This is a genomic window from Stenotrophomonas sp. NY11291 (genome assembly GCF_023277365.1).
Lineage (GTDB): Bacteria > Pseudomonadota > Gammaproteobacteria > Xanthomonadales > Xanthomonadaceae > Stenotrophomonas > Stenotrophomonas geniculata.
Genome location: NZ_CP096975.1, coordinates 4,526,168 through 4,542,808, shown reverse-complemented (window position 1 = coordinate 4,542,808; position 16,641 = coordinate 4,526,168). Strand labels below are relative to the sequence as shown.

Here is a 16,641-nt window from a genome sequence, read left to right as displayed (position 1 = left end):
GTCAGAGCACCGCGTTGTGGAAGTCGAAGTTCAGGTCGCTGCCGGCCGACTGCACCATGTTGCCCTGGATGTAATCGACGCCGCCGACCCACATCGCGGCCGCGGCCTGCGGGTCTTCGATCTGCTGGCCGATGATCTGCAGCCCGGCCGCATGCGCCTGTTCGATCGCCTTGCGCAGTTCCTCGCGCGTGGCTGGGTTGGAATGGCTGCTGGAGAAGCGCGCGGCCATGCGCACGAACGACAGCGGCAGCTGGGTCAGCAGTGCATCGGCTTCGCCGCTGGGCTCGAACTGGCTCAGGCAGAAGCGCACGCCGGCGCCGGCCATGCGCTGGCAGAACTGCTGCAGCGGCACGGTGTGGATCAGCGCGTCGGGCAGGCGCACGTCGATCACCAGCGCACTGCCGGGCAGGTCACGCTGCTGCAGTGATTCCAGCAGCCAGTCGCCAAAGGCATCGCGCTGCAGCGTGCGCAGCGACTGCGAGACGAACAGGTTCAGCGGCTGCGTTGCGTGCCGGTACAGGTCCAGCAGGCCCAGCGCATGGTCCATCACCTGCTGGTCGAGGTCGGCGATGCGGCCTGCCGCCTCGGCGGCGGGAATCACCTGGCCGGCCGCCAGCACCGTGCCATCGGCCTGGCGCAGGCGCAGCAGCAGCTGGTACTGCGCGGTGTTGCCACCGGCGACGGCGACGATCGGCTGATAGGCCAGCTCCAGCTGGCCTTCCAGCAGTGCCAGGTGTTCCTGTTCGGTGACGGCCTGGCGGTGCACGTGGCCCGCCACGCCGGCGCTGAGCAGGCGTGCCTGCAGGGTGGTGCGCTCGACCGCTTCCAGTGCAGCGTTGGCATCGTCGAAGCCCGGCGACAGCGGCGCGTAACCCACCACGCCGCGCAGGTGCACCGATTCATCGTCGCGGATCACGAAGGCGCGCGCCGAGAGCTGCTGACGCAGGGTCGCGGCGATGCTTTCCAGGCTGTCTTCATCGGTATTGCGGGCCAGCAGCAGGAAGCTGTTGTCGTTCAGGCGTGCCAGCAGGTGCGGATGGCCGGCCTCGGCCAGGCGCTGCCCGGCCTGCACCATCAGGCGCTCGAAGGCGGCGTAGCCATAGCGTTCGCGCAGGCCCAGCGCGCTGGCCACTTCAACGAAGAACACGCCACCCCGGTCGCGATGGGCGAGGGCGGCATTGAGCTGCTGCAGCACGTGGTGACGCGTCGGCAGGCCGGTTTCCGGATTGCTGGTGGCCGGTGCGCCGGTTGCACCGGGCAGGGTTGCTGCCTGCGCACGTGCGCGACGGATGCGGTTGGCCACGGCGGCGATCAGGTGGCGCGGCCGGATCGGCTTGCTCAGGTAATCGTCGGCGCCGCTGTCGAGCACTTCGAACTGGCGCTCCGGGTCCGGATCGCCGCTCAGGAACACGATCGGCAGCAACTGCAGGCCAGGCTGCTGGCGGATCAGCGCGGTCAGGCGCATGCCGTCCAGGCCGGGCAGGTGCAGGTCCATCAGGATCAGGTCGGGGCGATGCTCCTTGATCGCCCGTAGCGCACCGTCGGCATCGCTGTGCACGATGGCCTGCATGCCGGCGCCATGCAGCACGCTCTGTGCGAACAGGGCCTGCGCGCGGTCGTCCTCGACGATCAGCACGCGGTAGGGCGAATCGGAGGTCGGCGGTGCCTGGTCGTTGTTGCCAGCCTCGGCCAGCATGCCCGGACCCGGCAGCGGCGGTGGTGCGCTGCCGATCGATGCGGGTGCGTCGGAGGCTGCCAGCGGCGGAACTGCTGCCGGCGCTGCGGCGACGGCGCTCGCCGATTCAGCCGTCCAGCGTTGCCAATGATCGGCCGGAGGGGATTCAGCGCGTCCCGGGCGGGCGCCCGCGGGGGATTCGTTTGCGGCCATCGGTGCTCCTGGTGTTCGCGTCCATTATGCGACAAGCCCGGCGATCAACCGGTACCGGGCTGGCGTGGACTGTCGGGCGACGCACCGCGTGCCAGCCAGCGCACGCCCTTCCACAGTGCGCGCCAGACCAGCCACACCAGCAGCGCACCGGCCAGGCTGCAGGCCAGCACCACGATCAGCGCGATCCAGGGGTGTGCCAGGGCCAGGGCCAGGCCACCGACCACCACGGTGTCCTCGGCGGCGGAGGCCACCCAGTTGCTGGCAGGCTCGGGCGAGGTATTGAGCAGAGCGCGGGTGCCGGCCTTCAGGCCATGACTGGCCAGCGCCACACCGGCGCCGGCGGCAAGCGCACCGGTGCCCAGCTGCCCATCCGGCGACAGCGTGGCGGCGGCGAGGAAAGCCCCCGCTGGCACACGTGCCAGGGTCTGCACCAGATCCCACGCCGAGTCGACGCCGGGAATCTTGTCGGCGAAGAATTCGGTCACCGCCAGCGCCGCCGAGGTGCCCAGCACCCACCACGATTCAGTGGCCTGCAGGGCCGGCGGCAGGTCGACCCAGCCGAGCAGGCCGGCCAGGCCGACACCGAACACGGTGAGGTAGACGCGGATGCCGGCCAGCCAGGCCAGCAGGATGCCGATCACGAACAGGTGGGCTTCGGTCATGGCGATGCTCCGGCGACGGAACTGTGCAGGGGACCACACTATCGACGATGGCATGCCTGAACGCCACAGACCGTGGCTCGCCACTGCGCAGGAAACCCACCCGTCCTGTCATACACTAGCGCGTCGTTTGCCACAGGGGCCGTACCGGTGTCGCCCTCGCGATGCCCCGGAATCCACCCATGACCAACCGTCCTCCCATGCGCGTGCAGGTCCGCCTGCCCGGCGCGCCACAACCGCCGGCCGACCGTCGCCGCCTGCTGGTGATCGGCGGCATCTGGCTGCTCAGCCTGGTGCTGGCCGTGCTGGGTGGCTGCTGGATGGCCACGCCGCGCGACGCCCAGGGCCAGCGCCTGCAGGCTGCCGAGAAGCGTGCCGAGACGTTGCAGGCGCAGCTGACCGAATTGCGCCAGAAGCAGGCCACGCTGGAAGCCTCCGACCGCATCAGCCGCGCCGCCAACACCGAGGTGCAGTCCTCGCTGGCCGAGCGCGATGAGGAAATCGCAGGCCTGCGTGCCGACGTCGCCTTCTATGAGCGCCTGGTGGGCTCCACCAGCCAGCGCAAGGGCCTGAACACCCATTCGATCGAGTTCAGCCCGGAAGCGGCCGGCACCTGGCAGTACACCGCGGTGCTGACCCAGAACCTCAACCGTGGCGCCATCAGCCAGGGGCAGATGCGCTTCACCGTGGAAGGCGTCAAGAACGGCAAGCTGGCCACGATCAGCTGGGATGATCTGCACCAGCGCAGCAAGGTGCCGGGACAGGATTACTCGTTCCGGTACTTCCAGCAGCTCACCGGCAGCGTGATGCTGCCGGCTGACTTCACCCCGCAACGCGTGCGGGTGACATTGGGGAGTGGTACGGGGGGTACCACCCAGGTATTCGACTGGAAACAGGCCGGTGCGCCGGCCGCCAAAGGGGAGTAGGCAGATGTTCGGAAGCAGCAAATCCAACCGTGAAGGCCAGCTGGTGGTGGATGCCCTGATCGGCAACCAGGTGGTGATCCGCGGTGATGTGGAATTCAGTGGGGGCCTGTATGTGGAAGGCCGCATCCATGGCAAGGTGATCGCCGCCGAAGGCGCCAGTGGCGCGACCCTGACGGTCGCCGAGCATGGCGTGATCGAGGGCGAGATCCGTGCCCAGGTGGTGGTCATCAGTGGCCGCCTGGACGGCGACGTGCATGCCACCGAGAAGGTCGAACTGACCCCGAGCGCACGGGTCAATGGCAACGTCCATTACCAGGTGGTGGAGATGAACGCGGGCGCCCAGCTGAACGGTCGCCTGATCCATGCCAGCGCCCCGATGGCCGCCCTGCCGGCTCCGGAAGGCGAAGAGGCCAATGGTGGCAAGGGTGACACCGCCGCACGCCGCAAGCTGGCCGAGGCGATGGCTTGAAAGCCATCGTCGGCACCCCCATGCTGACGGCATGAGCACGCTAGTCTCCCTGCCCGGCGCCACCCCGGTTGCCGCGCCCGATTACCAGTCGCTGGAGCGCCCGCTGAACTTCACCGAGTCGGCGGCCGCCAAGGTCAAATCCCTGATCCAGGAAGAGGGCAACCCCGACCTGGCCCTGCGCGTGTACATCGAAGGCGGTGGCTGTTCAGGCTTCCAGTACGGGTTCGAGTTCGACGAGAACCGTGCCGAGGACGACCTGGCGGTACAGACCAGCGGGGTGACCCTGCTGGTCGACCCGCTGAGCTTGCAGTACCTGATGGGCGCCGAGGTGGATTACACCGAGAGCCTGACCGGTGCGCAGTTCGTGATCCGCAACCCGAACGCGAAGACCACCTGCGGCTGCGGCAGCAGCTTCAGCATGTAAGAGCCCTGTGGCCAGGATGTGCCAACCAAGGTTGGCACCTGCCAGAGCGGATCCGTAGATCCACGCCATGCGTGGATGCTCTGTGCCCTCCAGCCCACAACAGCAGATTGCGCACAGCGCCGACCTTGCCACCCGCATCGATTGGCGGCACGCTTGCCGGATGCCCAATACTTCTTCGCCGCTTTCCGGTTTTGCCTTCGTTGGCGAACCGCTGGAGCGCGCCGATGCCCTGCGCGACGATGCCGATGCACTGGCGCGCCTGTGGCCGGGCGCGCGCATTCTCGTGCTCGATCAGGACGGCAGCGCCTTCACCGGCGATGACGACCAGCCGCTGGCGCTGACCGGCGCCGACATCGGGGGTGGTCCCGGCTCCGCGATCTTCCTCGGCCTGCGCGGGGAACAAGCGTGGTTCTCGGTTGAAGCCGCCAGCGTCACCGTCACCGCACCACGTCGCCTCGACCTGCGCCAGGCCGCTCTGCTGTGGTCGATGGCCGATGCGACCGCCTTCAGCTATGCCCGCGGCATGTCCTACTGGCACTCGCGCACCCGCTTCTGCGGTGTGTGTGGCGGCGCCGTGGCGTTTGCCCGCGGCGGCTTCGTCGGTCGTTGCGCGCAGTGTTCCACCGAGCACTACCCGCGCGTCGACCCCGCCGTGATCGTCGCCGTGGAAAACCAGGGCCGGCTGCTGCTGGGCCGGCAGTCCAACTGGGCACCGCGGCGTTACTCGGTGCTGGCCGGCTTCGTCGAACCCGGCGAGACCTTCGAGCAGACCGTGGTGCGTGAAGTGCATGAGGAGAGCAAGGTGCGGGTGACCGCGTGCCAGTACCTCGGCTCGCAGCCGTGGCCGTTCCCGGGCGCGCTGATGATCGGCTTCCGTGCACAGGCGCAGGATGACCTGCCGACGGTGGATGGCGAGCTGGAAGACGCGCGCTGGTTCAGTGCCGACGAGGTGGGCGCGGCACTGGCACGCGATGTGGAGGACGATGGCCAGGGCATCCGCCTGTCGCCGCCGATCTCGATTTCGCGCGGCCTGATCGAACACTGGTACCGCCAGCAGAAGGGCTGAACCCGATCCTCTGCCGGTCCGGTCGTGGCAGCTGTATTGCCGCCACCTGAACACGGCCCGGGTTACAGTCCGGTTCACCGCTGAGGGCGCCGCTGCGACAGGTAAGGTAGCGGCGCCGAGCGTTCTGTTTCGTAGGGAGACCTGCCATGTTCACCACTCTGGCCGCCGTGCTGGTGGCACTGGCCCTGGGCCATGTTGCCCCGGCCGCTGCCGCCTCGCTGCGCCGTTTCGACGGCTTCCGGCGCTGGCTGGGCTGGCTGGACGCGCGCGGCGGCAAGGCCTGGCAGGGTCCGGCAGGCGTGGCCCTGGCATTGCTGCCGCCGCTGCTGCTGATGGTGCTGCTGGCGTGGTTGCTGCGCGGGGTGCTGTTCGGTCTGCCGTCGCTGTTGCTGGGCGTGGGCGTGCTGGCCTGGTGCTGGGGGCCACGCGACCTGGATCGGGATATCGAAGCGATCATCGACGCGGATGATGCGGCGACACGACAGGCGGCCGTGCGCAACCTGCAGTCGGCCGGGGGCAGCCTGCGCGAAGACGTGCCCTCGCTGGTCGAGGCGACCGTGCTCAATGCACTGCGGCGCTGGTTCGCGGTGCTGTTCTGGTTCCTGCTGCTGGGCCCGGCCGGTGCGCTGGGCTATCGCCTGCTGGCATTGATGGCGGAAAGCCCGATGCGTGCCCGCGTGCCGGTGGAGCCGCTGGCGCTGGCGCAGCGCCTGCTGGGCTGGATCGAATGGCCGGTGGCGCAGTTGATGGCGTTCTCGATGGCGCTGGTGGGCAACTTCGATACGGCGTGGAAGGCCTGGCGCCAGGCCCATGGCGAGCGCCTGGCCGGCAACATCGGGTTCCTGGGCGCGGTGGCGCGGGCCAGCGTCAACGCCGAGCTGCGTGAGGACGCGCACGATTACACCGAGGCGGGGCTGTTGCCGGTGTGGCAGCGGTTGCCGGACCTGCGCGATGCGATGAGCCTGGTGTGGCGGATGCTGCTGCTGTGGCTGGCGATCCTCGCCCTGCTGGTGATTGCAGGCTGGGTGACGTAGTGGTTTTTGCAGGGCTTGCAGCCCTGCACCTGCAGAGGCAACAGCAACGGCAACAGCAACAGCAACAGCAACAGCGGCTCTGGGTTGCTGAGGGTTGGGCGGGGCGGTGTGGGGCTGCAGGACACGCCGTAAACCCGTCCCTGGGGGCTCGATGGCGCCATCCATGGCGCCAACGGTCCTGCAGCCCCACACCGCCCCACCCCCGATGGTTTCCCGGTGGCGGTGGGTGACCTGCGATTGCGGGTAGGTGCCGACCTTGGTCGACACGGTAGATCCACGCCATGCGTGGATGCAGAGCGAAGCGATCCGCTTCCGCTTTTGATCGTCTCTTTCTTTTCCGTGGTGGACGCACACGGAAACTGTCCGTGGCCGGGCGGGTGGGCTGCGCAGGGGCGTGAGCCGCATGGATGCGGCGACCGAGCTTACATGGACGTACTTGCAGCGGCCCCTGCGCAGCCCACCCGCCCGGCCAACCCCGGCGCTTTTGCCTTCAGATACCGGCCCACCACGAGGGGCTGCGCCGTTGGCTGGAAACCTAGATCGGCGCCAGCGCGGTAAACGGTGCCCACGGCAGGTTGCGCAGCAGCGCATACCCGGGCAGCACCCAGAGCCAGAACACGGGATTGGCCAGTACCCGCATCAGCGGGTCGAGCACGCGTGGACGGATGCCGGCGATGTTCAGCAGCATCAGCAACAGGAACGGCAGGCTGATGACCAGCAGCGGGTTCATCGCCATCGCGCCGGGCAGGTCGAAGTGGACCAGGGAATACAGGCAGCGCGTGCTGCCACAGCCCGGGCAGTACAGGCCGGTCAGGGCGTACAGCGGGCAGCTCGGCAACGGATTGCCGGCGACATACGGATTGACGTTGCGCAGGACCACTGTGGCACCCACGGCCAGGCCGGCGGAAACCAGCAGCGGTGCCCAGCGGGCGAGTCGGGAAGGAGCGGGAAGCGCGGACATGCAACAACGGATCCGGCGCAGGCGCCGGATCCGTCCAGGCGCATCAGTAGCTGCTGTTGCTCATCGCGCCCATGCCGCCGAGCACAACGAAGAACAGCACGTACAGCACGACCACGACGACCCAGGCGATGGCCGACCAGATGGCCCACTTCTTGGCCTTGGCAGCCGAATCCTGGGCGCCGGCGATGTCGCCAGCGGCCAGCTTGCCGTTGACCTGGGCGGCGTAGACGATCGACACGATGCCGGCCGGCAGGCAGCAGAACAGGGTGGTCAGGATCGCCCAGACCAGGTTGTTCGGGACCTGCGGAGTAGCGGTGTTCATGGGTTCAAGCTCCTTGATGGGTGGTGGTGGTGAATCATTGGTCGGAAAGAGCGCCCAGTACGGCCAAGCCGCCGAACAGCCCGAACCACAACAGCAACAGGACCGGCAGGGCCACGGCCGAAGCCACCGCCCACCAGCCCGCCTTGCGCGACGCGCTGTAGGCCCCCGGCAGGTCGCCGGCCGCGCGGCGGCCATCGACCTGGGAGGCATAGACGATCGACACCACGCCCAACGGCAGGCAGCAGAACAGCGTCGTCAGGATCGCCCAGACCAGATGGTTGGGGATGTAGACCGGACGGCTGAGCGGTGGCGGTTGATTCAAAGCGAGACTCCATTCCTTGGTGGCCGGCCGTGATGTATCGGCCGGACCTCCCCCCTGTGGGTGCGTAATCTACCGCAACCGACGTTGCATGTATGCGTTTACAGTCACGACATGTCGCGTACGCCACTGGACGGTGACGTATGTGGGGGAGGTTGCCGGGCCCGCCTGGCGGGCCGGTACCGTCAGGCGTGATCGCCGCGCAAGGCCCGCACCTGGGCCTCCAGCACCGGAGCGCTGGTGCTGTGGCCATCCACGGCCGGTGCGGCCACCACCTCGACGGTGGCACGGAAACGGCGTGGCACGCGCATCCGGCCAAGGCGGCTGTCGCGACGGCTCCACATGCTGGACCACATGCCGCGCAGCGCCATCGGCACTACCGGCACCGGCCGCCGTTCGAGGATCTTCTCGACACCGGACTTGAACGGCGCCATCGCGCCATCCCTGGTCAGCGCGCCTTCCGGGAAGATGCAGACCAGCTCACCTTCGGCCAGTGCGGCGTCGATCTCATCGAACGCGCGCTGCATCAGCGCCGGGTCCTCGCGTGCACCGGCAATCGGGATCGCCTTGGCGGTGCGGAAGATCCAGCGCATCACCGGAATGTTGAAGATCCTGTAGTACATGACGAAGCGCACCGGGCGCGGAATCGTCGCCGACAGGATCAGCGCGTCCATGTAGCTGACATGGTTGCAGACCAGCAGCGCAGCGCCCTCGTCGGGCACGTTCGCTTCGATGCCGTGCGGTCGCAGCCGGTACAGGGTGCGCACCATCAGCCAGCTGAGGAAGCGCATCAGGAATTCGGGGACGATGGTGAAGATGTAGATCGCCACCAGCGCGTTGGCGATGGCCAGCGCCAGGAACTGCTGCGGAATGGTCCAGTGCAGCAGCTTGTGCGCGGCCAGCGACAGCAGGGCTGCGCCGACGATGAAGCCGGAATTCTGGATGTTCAGCGCGGCGAACACGCGCGACATCTGGGCCTTCGGTGTGCGGCTCTGGATCAGCGCGAACAGTGGCACCACGAAGATGCCGGTGAACAGGCCGATGCCGATCAGGTCGATGACGATGCGGATGCTGCCCGGCTGCTGCAGGAACGTCCCGATGGTCAGCCCGTGCACCGTTGCTTCGCCACTGCGGGCGAAGTACAGGTCGAGCAGGAATGCGGTCATGCCGAACGCACCCAGCGGCACCAGGCCGATTTCCACCGTGCGTGCCGACAGCTTCTCGCACAGCAGCGAGCCGATGCCGGTGCCGACCGAGAACAGGGCCAGCGCAAAGATGTACAGGGTCGGCTCACCGCCGAGGTTGGTCACGGCATAGGCCGGCAGCTGCGAGGTCAGCACGGTGCCGACGAACCAGAACCAGGACACACCCAGGATTGAATTGCGCACCGCCTTCTGCTGGCGCGCCATGCGCAGCACCGCCAGTGATTCGGGCAGCGGGTTCCAGTTGATCTTCAGGTTCGGGTCGCCGGCATCGACCTTGGGAATCAGGCGCGCAGCGATATTTCCGCAGATCGCCAGGCCGATGATCGCGCAGGCCGCCACCACCGTGCCGTGGCTGCCGGCCACAGTGAACACCAGGCCGCCGACGATCATGCCGGACAGGATCGACATCGAGGTGCCCATTTCAACCAGACCGTTGCCACCGGTCAGCTCTTCCGGCTTGAGTACCGAGGGCAGTACCGAGTACTTCACCGGTCCGAACAGGGTTGACTGCATGCCGGTACAGAACAGCGCGACCAGCAGTACCGGCAGGCTCTGGGTGAGGAAGCCCGTGGCCGCCAGCGACATGATCACGATCTCCATGGTGGTGGTGATCACGATCAGTCGCGATTTTTCCAGTTTGTCGGCGATCTGCCCGGCCAGTGCCGAGAACAGGAAGTACGGCAGGATGAAGATGGCAGGTGCCAGCGTGGCATACAGCCCCAGTTCTTCCTCCGGTACGGCCATGAACAGCAACATGCTGATGATCGCCTGCCGGTACACGTTGTCGTTGAACGCTCCGAGCGCCTGGACGACGAAGAACGGCAGGAAACGGCGCTGGCGCAGCAGGGCGAACTGGTTGTGACCGGACATGGAGCCTCCTTGACCGGCGCAGCCTAGCATTCCTGCCCATCCGCTGTGGGTGCGGACCTGTGGGTGCGGACCGTTGGTCCGCACACTTTGAAAGATCTCAGACGATATCGTCGACCACGCCGCCATCCACGCGCAGTGCCGCACCGGAGGTGGCGGAGGCCTGCGGCGAGGCCAGGTACACCACCATGTTGGCCACTTCCTCGACCGTGGCGGTGCGCTGGATCACCGAAGACGGCCGGTGTGCCATCACGAACTCGCGGCCGATCTGCTCCAGTGGCTTGCCACTGCGCTGGCGTTCATCTTCGAACATCGCCGCGAAGCCGTCGGACAGGGTCGGGCCGGGCAGCACCGCGTTGACGGTGACGCCACTGCCGGCCACGCGCTTGGCCAGGCCGCGCGACAGCGACAGCTGCGCGGTCTTGCTGACCCCGTAATGGATCATGTCGGCCGGAATGTTGCGTGCCGATTCGGAGGAGATGAACAACACGCGGCCCCAACCGGCTGCCACCATCGCCGGCAGCAACGCACGCGACAGGCGCACGCCGGACATCACGTTGGTCTGCCAGTAGCGCTCCCAGGTGGCGTCTTCGGTCTCGAAGAAGTCCTCGGGGCCGAAAATGCCGGCGTTGTTGACCAGGATGTCGACCTTGGGCAGTCCCGCCAGCAGCGTGTCGACGCCGGCGGCATCGGAGAGGTCGGCGGCGAGGCCGATCACCTCGGCACCCGGAACGGCGGCGAGCAGGCGCTGGCGGGCGCGTTCGACGCTGTCGGTGCTGCGGCCATTGAGAATGACCCGCGCACCCGCTGTGGCAAGACCCTGGGCGATCGCCAGGCCGATGCCGGCGGTGGAGGCGGTGACCAGCGCCGTGCGGCCGGCGAGTTCGATCTTCATGGGGGAGTCCAGGACCAGGGGATCACCCAGTATCCGCGCGGAAACGTGATCGGGATGCATCGCCGGGCGCAACACACGGTTGCACACGGTGCAGTAGATCCACGCCACGCGTGGATGGGATGTCCGACCAGCGATGAGGGATCAGGTCAGGCTGGTTACCGCCTCATTCGCCGCCGCCCGCACCTTCGGCAGCATCCGCAGCACCAGCGCCATCTGCGTGCGGATCAGCTGCAGCTTCGGCGGCATCGCCTCACCGATCTGCTCCAGCTCGGCGGCCACCGCGCGGTCGGCGTCATTGTCGTCCTCGCTGACCGGCTGCCGTGCGGCCAGGGCCGAGGACAGCTGCTGCAGCGCCTTTCGCACGCGCTCACCGGCGGCCAGCGCCAGCGGATCACCGGCGTAACTGTCCACCTGGTCGCGGTGCGCACCCAGCGCCGAGAGATGGCCGAGCAGCATGTTGGACAACGCCAGGAAATGGAAACCGGCATCGAGGTTGCGGCGCACGTGGCCCGGCTCGCGCAGCATGTTCGACAGCGCGGTGGACAGCGCGGCATCGGCGTTGTGCATGTCGCGGCGGGCGATGCGGTAGGCCAGGTCATCGCGCATGCCGCTGCGGTACTGGCCCAGTACCGAATCCAGGTAGCGTGCGGCGGTGTCCAGCACGCGCGCCAGCACAAGGTGCAGCTGGCGGCCCTGCCAGTCGGGCAGAATCAGGAACGCGGCGGCGGCGGCAATTGCGCAGCCCAGCAGCGTATCGACCATGCGCGGCACGATCAGCACGAAGCCATCGCCGATCAGGTTGAAGCAGGTCAGGGCCATCACCGTGATCGCCGCCGATGCCACCAGGTAGCGGTCGGTGCGGGTGAAGAAGAACAACAGCGCCGACAGCAGCGCGATCAGCAGCTGCACGTGCAGCTGCGGGAACAGCTGCAGCAGCGCCCAGGTCAGCACCAGGCCGGCCACGGTGCCGACGATGCGTTGCGCCAGGCGCTGGCGGGTGGCACCGAAGTTGGGGCGGCATACGAACACGATGGTCAGCAGCACCCATGAGCCGTTCTGGGCATTGAACAGGCGGATCGCCGCGAAACCGGCGATCAGTGCCAATGCCATGCGCAGGCCGTGGCGGAACAGGACCGAACCGGGCGTGAGCTGCTGGCGCACGCGCACGCCCATCTCGCGAAGGGTGTGCGGGTTGCTGTCGCGCAGGCGGGTATCGACGTTGTCCAGGCTGGCCTCGGAACGCTCCGCATCCAGCAGGCGGCGCTCGATGCTGCGCAGGTTGTGCACGAGCAGGTCGAGCGAGCCGAGCAGTCGCTGCCACTGCGGCCGCTGCTGGTCGCGCAGGTAGGCCAGCGCATCGGCCAGATCGCGTCCGGCCTGCTGGTTGCTTTCGCCATACACGAATGGACGGCGCAGGCGGATCGCCCCGCCCAGCCGCGCGCAGGCCTGCCCCTGCAGGTCGAGCAGGCGCTGGCAGCGGTACAGCACATCGCTATGGAAGAAAGCATCGACCAGCGCACCGTACGGGTAGTGCGAGGAACTGGCGCGCTCGTGGAAATCCTGTGCCATGTAATAGAGGCGCAGGTACAGGCCGGAGTTCACGCCTGGCCGCCCGGAACGGCCGAAGCGGGCGAGGATCGCGGTCTTGGCCTCGTTCAACGCACCGACCACGCGCCGGTTCTGCTCGGCCAGGTCGAGCTGGCGACGTTGCAGGTCGGCCTCGCGCACCGGCTCGAACAGTGTTGCCTTCAACTGCAGGTAGCGGCCCAGTTCAACGTACAGGCGCGCCACGCGTTCGCGGACCGGACGGTTGGCGAACAGCGCGGTCCACAGGATCGACAGCAGGCCGTACCAGACCGCACCGGCCAGCAGGTGGCTGACCGCGTCCAGCGCGCTGTGCAGGTCGCTGGCACCGTGTTGTTCCAGGCCGATCATGGTGTAGATCGCCAGCGTTACCGTGGCCTGGGCGATCGACGCGTAGCGTTCGCCGAGCGCACCCAGCAGGGTCAGCCCGAACGTGGACAGCGCCAGCGCCCCGATGAAGATCCATGGCCAGGGGAACAGCCAGATCACCGACGCGGCGGCAAGGCAGAAGCACAGCAGCGACAGCAGTACCGCCTTGGTACGTCCCCACCAGTTGTCATCGGTCTCGGCGATGGCGCTGGCGATGATGCCGAGGAACACGCCGGGCAGGGCGGTGAGCGCATCCAGTTGCCAGCACACGGCAAGCGCTGCGGTCAGGGCGATGAACACGCGCAGGCCGTAGCTGGCCTTTTCGTGGGCCCACAGGCGGCTGAGGCGGGATTCGCGGGCGGACATGCAGGCTCGGTGGAAGGGTCGAGCTTCATTATTGCGGGGTGCGCGTGAAATATGGAGTGCGGACCGACGGTCCGCACCCGCCGGGCATGGCCCGGCGCTACCGTTTCAGTCGATCCGCGCCATGCGCGGATGGGCCCTTCTACACCCGCTGCGCGCGCTTGAGCAGCTTCGCTTCGCGCCTGCGTGCGCGACGTGCCCGCCAGCGCTCGGCCAGGCAGGAGAAGATCACGTACAGCGCCGGGGTGCTGAGCAGGGTCAGGCTCTGCGAGAACAGCAGGCCGCCGATCATCGCGATACCCAGCGGACGACGCAGCTCGGACCCTTCGCCCAGGCCGATCGCCAGCGGAACCGCCGCCAGGATCGCCACCATCGTGGTCATCATGATCGGACGGAAGCGTACGATGCTGGCCTCGCGTGCCGCCTCGCGCGGTGCCAGCCCATGCTCGCGCTGCGCCACCAGCGCGAAGTCGATCATCATGATCGCGTTCTTCTTGACGATGCCGATCAACAGCACCAGCGCGATCATCGAGATCACCGACAGTTCGGTGTTGGTGCCGAACAACGCCAGCAGCGCACCCACGCCCGCCGCCGGCAGCGTGGACAGGATGGTGACCGGATGGATCAGGCTCTCGTAGAGCATGCCCAGCACCAGGTACACGGTCAGGATCGCGGCAAACACCAGGATCAGCATGTCGCTGGGATCGGAGTTGAACCCGAACCCCGCATCATCGGCCAGGCGGATGTCGCCGGGCATGCGCATGCCGGCCACGGTGGCGTCGATGATCGCCTTGGCTTCGCCCATGCTCACGTTCGGCGCCAGGTTGTAGCTGAGGTCCATCGTCGTGTACTGGTTCTCATGGGTGATCTGCGAAGGCGCCAGCCCCGGCACCTGCTTGGCCACCGCAGTGAGCGGCACCATGTCGCCGTTGCGCGCACGCACATGCACCTCGTCGAGCGCCGCCGGCGTAGCGGTCTGCGAAGGCAGGGCGTTGACCACCACGCTGTACTGGTTGATGTCTGAATAGATGGTCGAGATCTGGCGCTGGCCGAACGCGCCGTACAGGGCGCCGTCGATGGCGCCGACCGAAACACCCAGGCGGGCTGCCTTGGCACGGTCGATCTCGATGTTCTGGCGCAGGCCGGCATTGTCCACGTCGGTGCCGACGTCGCGCAGCTTCGGGTTCTTCTTCAGCTCCGCCTGCAGTTTGGGCAGCCATTCCTGCAGTGACGCCAGGTCATTGCCCTGCAGCGAGATGCGGTACTGCGCGCCCTGGCTGGAGCCACCGCCATCGTTGCTGGGCAGATCCTGGATCGCGCGCAGGCGCAGTTGCAGGTCGGGGTAGCGGTCGGCCTTCGCACTCAGACGCGCCAGGACATGCGCGGTGGTTTCGCGGCGGCCTTCCTTTCGCGACTTCAGCTCGACGTTGAACTGTGCGCTGGAGCCCTGGCGGCCGCTGCCCAGGCGCACGCCCACGGTCTTCACCGCCGGGTCGGCCATCAGCATGTCGGTGATGCGGCGCTGGCGGCTGACCATGTCCTCGAAGGAGACCGTAGCGCTGGAGTTGGCGCGGCCCCAGATCAGGCCGGTGTCCTGCGGCGGGAACGCGCCCTTCTTCACTGCACCGAACAGGAAGATGGTTGCACCGATCAGCAGCAGCGGTGTCAGCGACAGCAGCAGCGCATGGCGCAGCGAGAAGTCCAGGAACACGGTGTAGATGCGCAGCATGCGCTCGTGGCCGGCGTCCAGCCAGCGGCCGAAGCGTGACGGCGGCGCCGTGTGGTCGTGGGCGCTGAGGAAGCGGCTGCACAGCGCCGGGGTCAGCGTCAGCGAGACGATCATCGAGACCACGATCGCTGCCACCAGGGTGACGGTGAACTCGCGGAAGAACGCGCCCATCATGCCGCTGGCGAACAGCAGCGGGATGAACACGGCCACCAGCGAGGCGGTGATCGAGACGATGGTGAAGCCGATCTCGCGGGCACCGGTCAGTGCCGCCTGCATCCGCGGCATGCCCTCGTCGAGGTGACGCATGATGTTCTCGATCACCACGATCGCATCGTCGACCACGAAGCCGATCGCGATCACCAGCGCCAGCAGGCTCAGGTTGTTCAGGGTGAAGCCCATCACGTACATCACCAGCGCGGCACCGGCCAGCGACAGCGGCACGGTTACGGCGGCGATCAGCGTGGGTGCCAGCCGGCGCAGGAACAGCGCCATGGTCAGTACCACCATCGCCAGGCTGATCAGCAGGGTGATCTGCACTTCATGCAGCGACGAGCGGATGGTCGGCGTACGGTCGAAGTACGGCGTCATCGTGGTGCCGGGCTGCAGGTAGTCGCGCAGCGCGGGAATCTGCGCCTTCACCCGGTCCACGGTTTCCACGATGTTGGCGCCGGCGCGGGTGAACACGTACATCACCACCGCCGGCTTGTGGTCGAACCACGCGGCCTGGTAGGCATCCTGCTGGCCGTCGTAGACGTTGGCGATGTCCTTCAGGCGGATCACCCGGCCATCGCCCTGGGTCTTCACCACCAGGTCGGCGAAGTCGGCCGCACGCGCGACCGAATCGTTGGCGATGATCGCGGTGGTGGTATTTCCATCGCTGAGGAAGCCGGTGGGCGAGGTCACGTTGGCCGCGCGTACGGCGTTGCGCAGATCATCGGCAGTCAGGCCCAGCGCGTTCATCAGGCGCAGGTTGACGTCCACGCGTACCGCCGGCGTCGAAGCACCGGCAATGTCGACCGAGGCAACGCCGCTGATCTGGCGGATGCGCTGCGCCAGCAGCGAGTCGGCGACGTTGTACAGCTCATCGGCCGACTGCGTCTGCGAGGTCAGCGCGATGGCGATGACCGGGTCGTCGTTCGGGTTCGCCTTCTGGTACATCGGCGATCCCATGCCCGAGGGCAGGTCGGCCTGTGCCGAGTTGATCGCGGTCTGTACGTCCAGCGCGGCCGAATCGATGTCGTGGCCGCTCTGGAAGATCATGAACACCAACGAGCTGCCTTCCGAGCTCGACGAGCGCATGCGGTCGATGCCCGGCAGCTGGCCGAGATGGCGTTCCAGCGGCGCGGTGACCGTGGACGCCATGGTTGCCGCATCGGCACCAGATTGGCTGGCGTGCACGAAGATCACCGGAATCTCGATGTTCGGCAGTGCCGACACGCCCAGGCGCAGGTAGCAGATCAGGCCGACCATGAACAGGCCGATGGCCAGCAGCGCGGTGCCGATCGGGCGGCGGATGAAGGGGCCGGACAGGTTCATCGTGCGGCCCCCCGCGGCAGCGGGG

14 protein-coding genes are annotated in these 16,641 nt (G+C 67.6%); 5 read left to right on the top strand and 9 right to left on the bottom strand.

The window, feature by feature from the left end:
* Position 1: 1 nt before the first annotated feature.
* Both M1L61_RS21200 and M1L61_RS21195 read right to left on the bottom strand, forming a co-directional pair.
* The gene (locus tag M1L61_RS21200; protein WP_049411809.1) at positions 2-1,888 is read right to left on the bottom strand and encodes an EAL domain-containing protein; all 1,887 of its coding nucleotides are present in this window, start codon (positions 1,886-1,888) and stop codon (positions 2-4) included.
* Between the two features lie 44 nt (positions 1,889-1,932).
* Positions 1,933-2,550, bottom strand: a complete 618-nt coding sequence (locus tag M1L61_RS21195; protein WP_010482636.1) for a DUF4126 domain-containing protein — start codon at positions 2,548-2,550, stop codon at positions 1,933-1,935.
* A 179-nt stretch (positions 2,551-2,729) separates the two neighbouring features.
* Between M1L61_RS21195 and M1L61_RS21190 the strand changes: the two genes are divergently transcribed.
* From M1L61_RS21190 to ampE, 5 genes are all read left to right on the top strand, one after another.
* Positions 2,730-3,473 (top strand): DUF6776 family protein, encoded by a 744-nt coding sequence (locus M1L61_RS21190; RefSeq protein ID WP_019336613.1) that lies wholly within the window; start codon positions 2,730-2,732, stop codon positions 3,471-3,473.
* Positions 3,474-3,477: 4 nt separating this feature from the next.
* Positions 3,478-3,942: a polymer-forming cytoskeletal protein gene (locus tag M1L61_RS21185; RefSeq protein ID WP_010482635.1), complete on the top strand. Its 465-nt coding sequence runs from the start codon at positions 3,478-3,480 to the stop codon at positions 3,940-3,942.
* A 31-nt stretch (positions 3,943-3,973) separates the two neighbouring features.
* Positions 3,974-4,366, top strand: a complete 393-nt coding sequence (gene erpA / locus M1L61_RS21180) for an iron-sulfur cluster insertion protein ErpA (protein ID WP_005419789.1) — start codon at positions 3,974-3,976, stop codon at positions 4,364-4,366.
* 160 nt (positions 4,367-4,526) lie between these two features.
* Positions 4,527-5,432, top strand: a complete 906-nt coding sequence (gene nudC / locus M1L61_RS21175) for an NAD(+) diphosphatase (RefSeq protein WP_019336614.1) — start codon at positions 4,527-4,529, stop codon at positions 5,430-5,432.
* A 146-nt stretch (positions 5,433-5,578) separates the two neighbouring features.
* Complete coding sequence (gene ampE / locus M1L61_RS21170) at positions 5,579-6,466, top strand: regulatory signaling modulator protein AmpE (protein ID WP_049411816.1); 888 nt, start codon at positions 5,579-5,581, stop codon at positions 6,464-6,466.
* A 535-nt stretch (positions 6,467-7,001) separates the two neighbouring features.
* On the opposite strand, the gene M1L61_RS21165 is transcribed toward ampE, so the two are convergent.
* The 7 genes from M1L61_RS21165 to M1L61_RS21135 all read right to left on the bottom strand — a co-directional run bounded on the left by M1L61_RS21165 (position 7,002) and on the right by M1L61_RS21135 (position 16,616).
* The gene (locus M1L61_RS21165) at positions 7,002-7,427 is read right to left on the bottom strand and encodes a DUF2752 domain-containing protein (RefSeq protein ID WP_049433668.1); all 426 of its coding nucleotides are present in this window, start codon (positions 7,425-7,427) and stop codon (positions 7,002-7,004) included.
* Between the two features lie 43 nt (positions 7,428-7,470).
* A complete protein-coding gene (locus tag M1L61_RS21160) occupies positions 7,471-7,749 on the bottom strand; it encodes a CD225/dispanin family protein (protein WP_010481000.1) in 279 nt (92 codons plus the stop codon).
* Between the two features lie 34 nt (positions 7,750-7,783).
* On the bottom strand, positions 7,784-8,071 hold the full coding sequence (locus M1L61_RS21155) for a CD225/dispanin family protein (RefSeq protein WP_005419784.1): 288 nt from the start codon (positions 8,069-8,071) through the stop codon (positions 7,784-7,786).
* A gap of 182 nt (positions 8,072-8,253) precedes the next feature.
* The gene (locus M1L61_RS21150; protein WP_248854068.1) at positions 8,254-10,143 is read right to left on the bottom strand and encodes an MFS transporter; all 1,890 of its coding nucleotides are present in this window, start codon (positions 10,141-10,143) and stop codon (positions 8,254-8,256) included.
* 97 nt (positions 10,144-10,240) lie between these two features.
* Positions 10,241-11,035 carry an SDR family oxidoreductase gene (locus tag M1L61_RS21145; protein ID WP_043397336.1) on the bottom strand — a complete coding sequence of 265 codons (795 nt, stop codon included), beginning with the start codon at positions 11,033-11,035 and terminating at the stop codon, positions 10,241-10,243.
* Between the two features lie 141 nt (positions 11,036-11,176).
* Positions 11,177-13,354, bottom strand: a complete 2,178-nt coding sequence (gene yccS / locus M1L61_RS21140; protein WP_019336619.1) for a YccS family putative transporter — start codon at positions 13,352-13,354, stop codon at positions 11,177-11,179.
* A 139-nt stretch (positions 13,355-13,493) separates the two neighbouring features.
* Positions 13,494-16,616 carry an efflux RND transporter permease subunit gene (locus M1L61_RS21135; protein ID WP_053443607.1) on the bottom strand — a complete coding sequence of 1,041 codons (3,123 nt, stop codon included), beginning with the start codon at positions 16,614-16,616 and terminating at the stop codon, positions 13,494-13,496.
* Positions 16,617-16,641 lie beyond the last annotated feature (25 nt).

What these genes read in the sequence shown, in the direction of transcription:
- M1L61_RS21200 (WP_049411809.1), bottom strand. Translation starts at nt 1,888, where the DNA reads ATGGCCGCAAACGAATCCCCCGCGGGCGCCCGCCCGGGACGCGCTGAA.
- M1L61_RS21195 (WP_010482636.1), bottom strand. Translation starts at nt 2,550, where the DNA reads ATGACCGAAGCCCACCTGTTCGTGATCGGCATCCTGCTGGCCTGGCTG.
- M1L61_RS21190 (WP_019336613.1), top strand. Translation starts at nt 2,730, where the DNA reads ATGACCAACCGTCCTCCCATGCGCGTGCAGGTCCGCCTGCCCGGCGCG.
- M1L61_RS21185 (WP_010482635.1), top strand. Translation starts at nt 3,478, where the DNA reads ATGTTCGGAAGCAGCAAATCCAACCGTGAAGGCCAGCTGGTGGTGGAT.
- erpA (WP_005419789.1), top strand. Translation starts at nt 3,974, where the DNA reads ATGAGCACGCTAGTCTCCCTGCCCGGCGCCACCCCGGTTGCCGCGCCC.
- nudC (WP_019336614.1), top strand. Translation starts at nt 4,527, where the DNA reads ATGCCCAATACTTCTTCGCCGCTTTCCGGTTTTGCCTTCGTTGGCGAA.
- ampE (WP_049411816.1), top strand. Translation starts at nt 5,579, where the DNA reads ATGTTCACCACTCTGGCCGCCGTGCTGGTGGCACTGGCCCTGGGCCAT.
- M1L61_RS21165 (WP_049433668.1), bottom strand. Translation starts at nt 7,427, where the DNA reads ATGTCCGCGCTTCCCGCTCCTTCCCGACTCGCCCGCTGGGCACCGCTG.
- M1L61_RS21160 (WP_010481000.1), bottom strand. Translation starts at nt 7,749, where the DNA reads ATGAACACCGCTACTCCGCAGGTCCCGAACAACCTGGTCTGGGCGATC.
- M1L61_RS21150 (WP_248854068.1), bottom strand. Translation starts at nt 10,143, where the DNA reads ATGTCCGGTCACAACCAGTTCGCCCTGCTGCGCCAGCGCCGTTTCCTG.
- M1L61_RS21145 (WP_043397336.1), bottom strand. Translation starts at nt 11,035, where the DNA reads ATGAAGATCGAACTCGCCGGCCGCACGGCGCTGGTCACCGCCTCCACC.
- yccS (WP_019336619.1), bottom strand. Translation starts at nt 13,354, where the DNA reads ATGTCCGCCCGCGAATCCCGCCTCAGCCGCCTGTGGGCCCACGAAAAG.
- M1L61_RS21135 (WP_053443607.1), bottom strand. Translation starts at nt 16,616, where the DNA reads ATGAACCTGTCCGGCCCCTTCATCCGCCGCCCGATCGGCACCGCGCTG.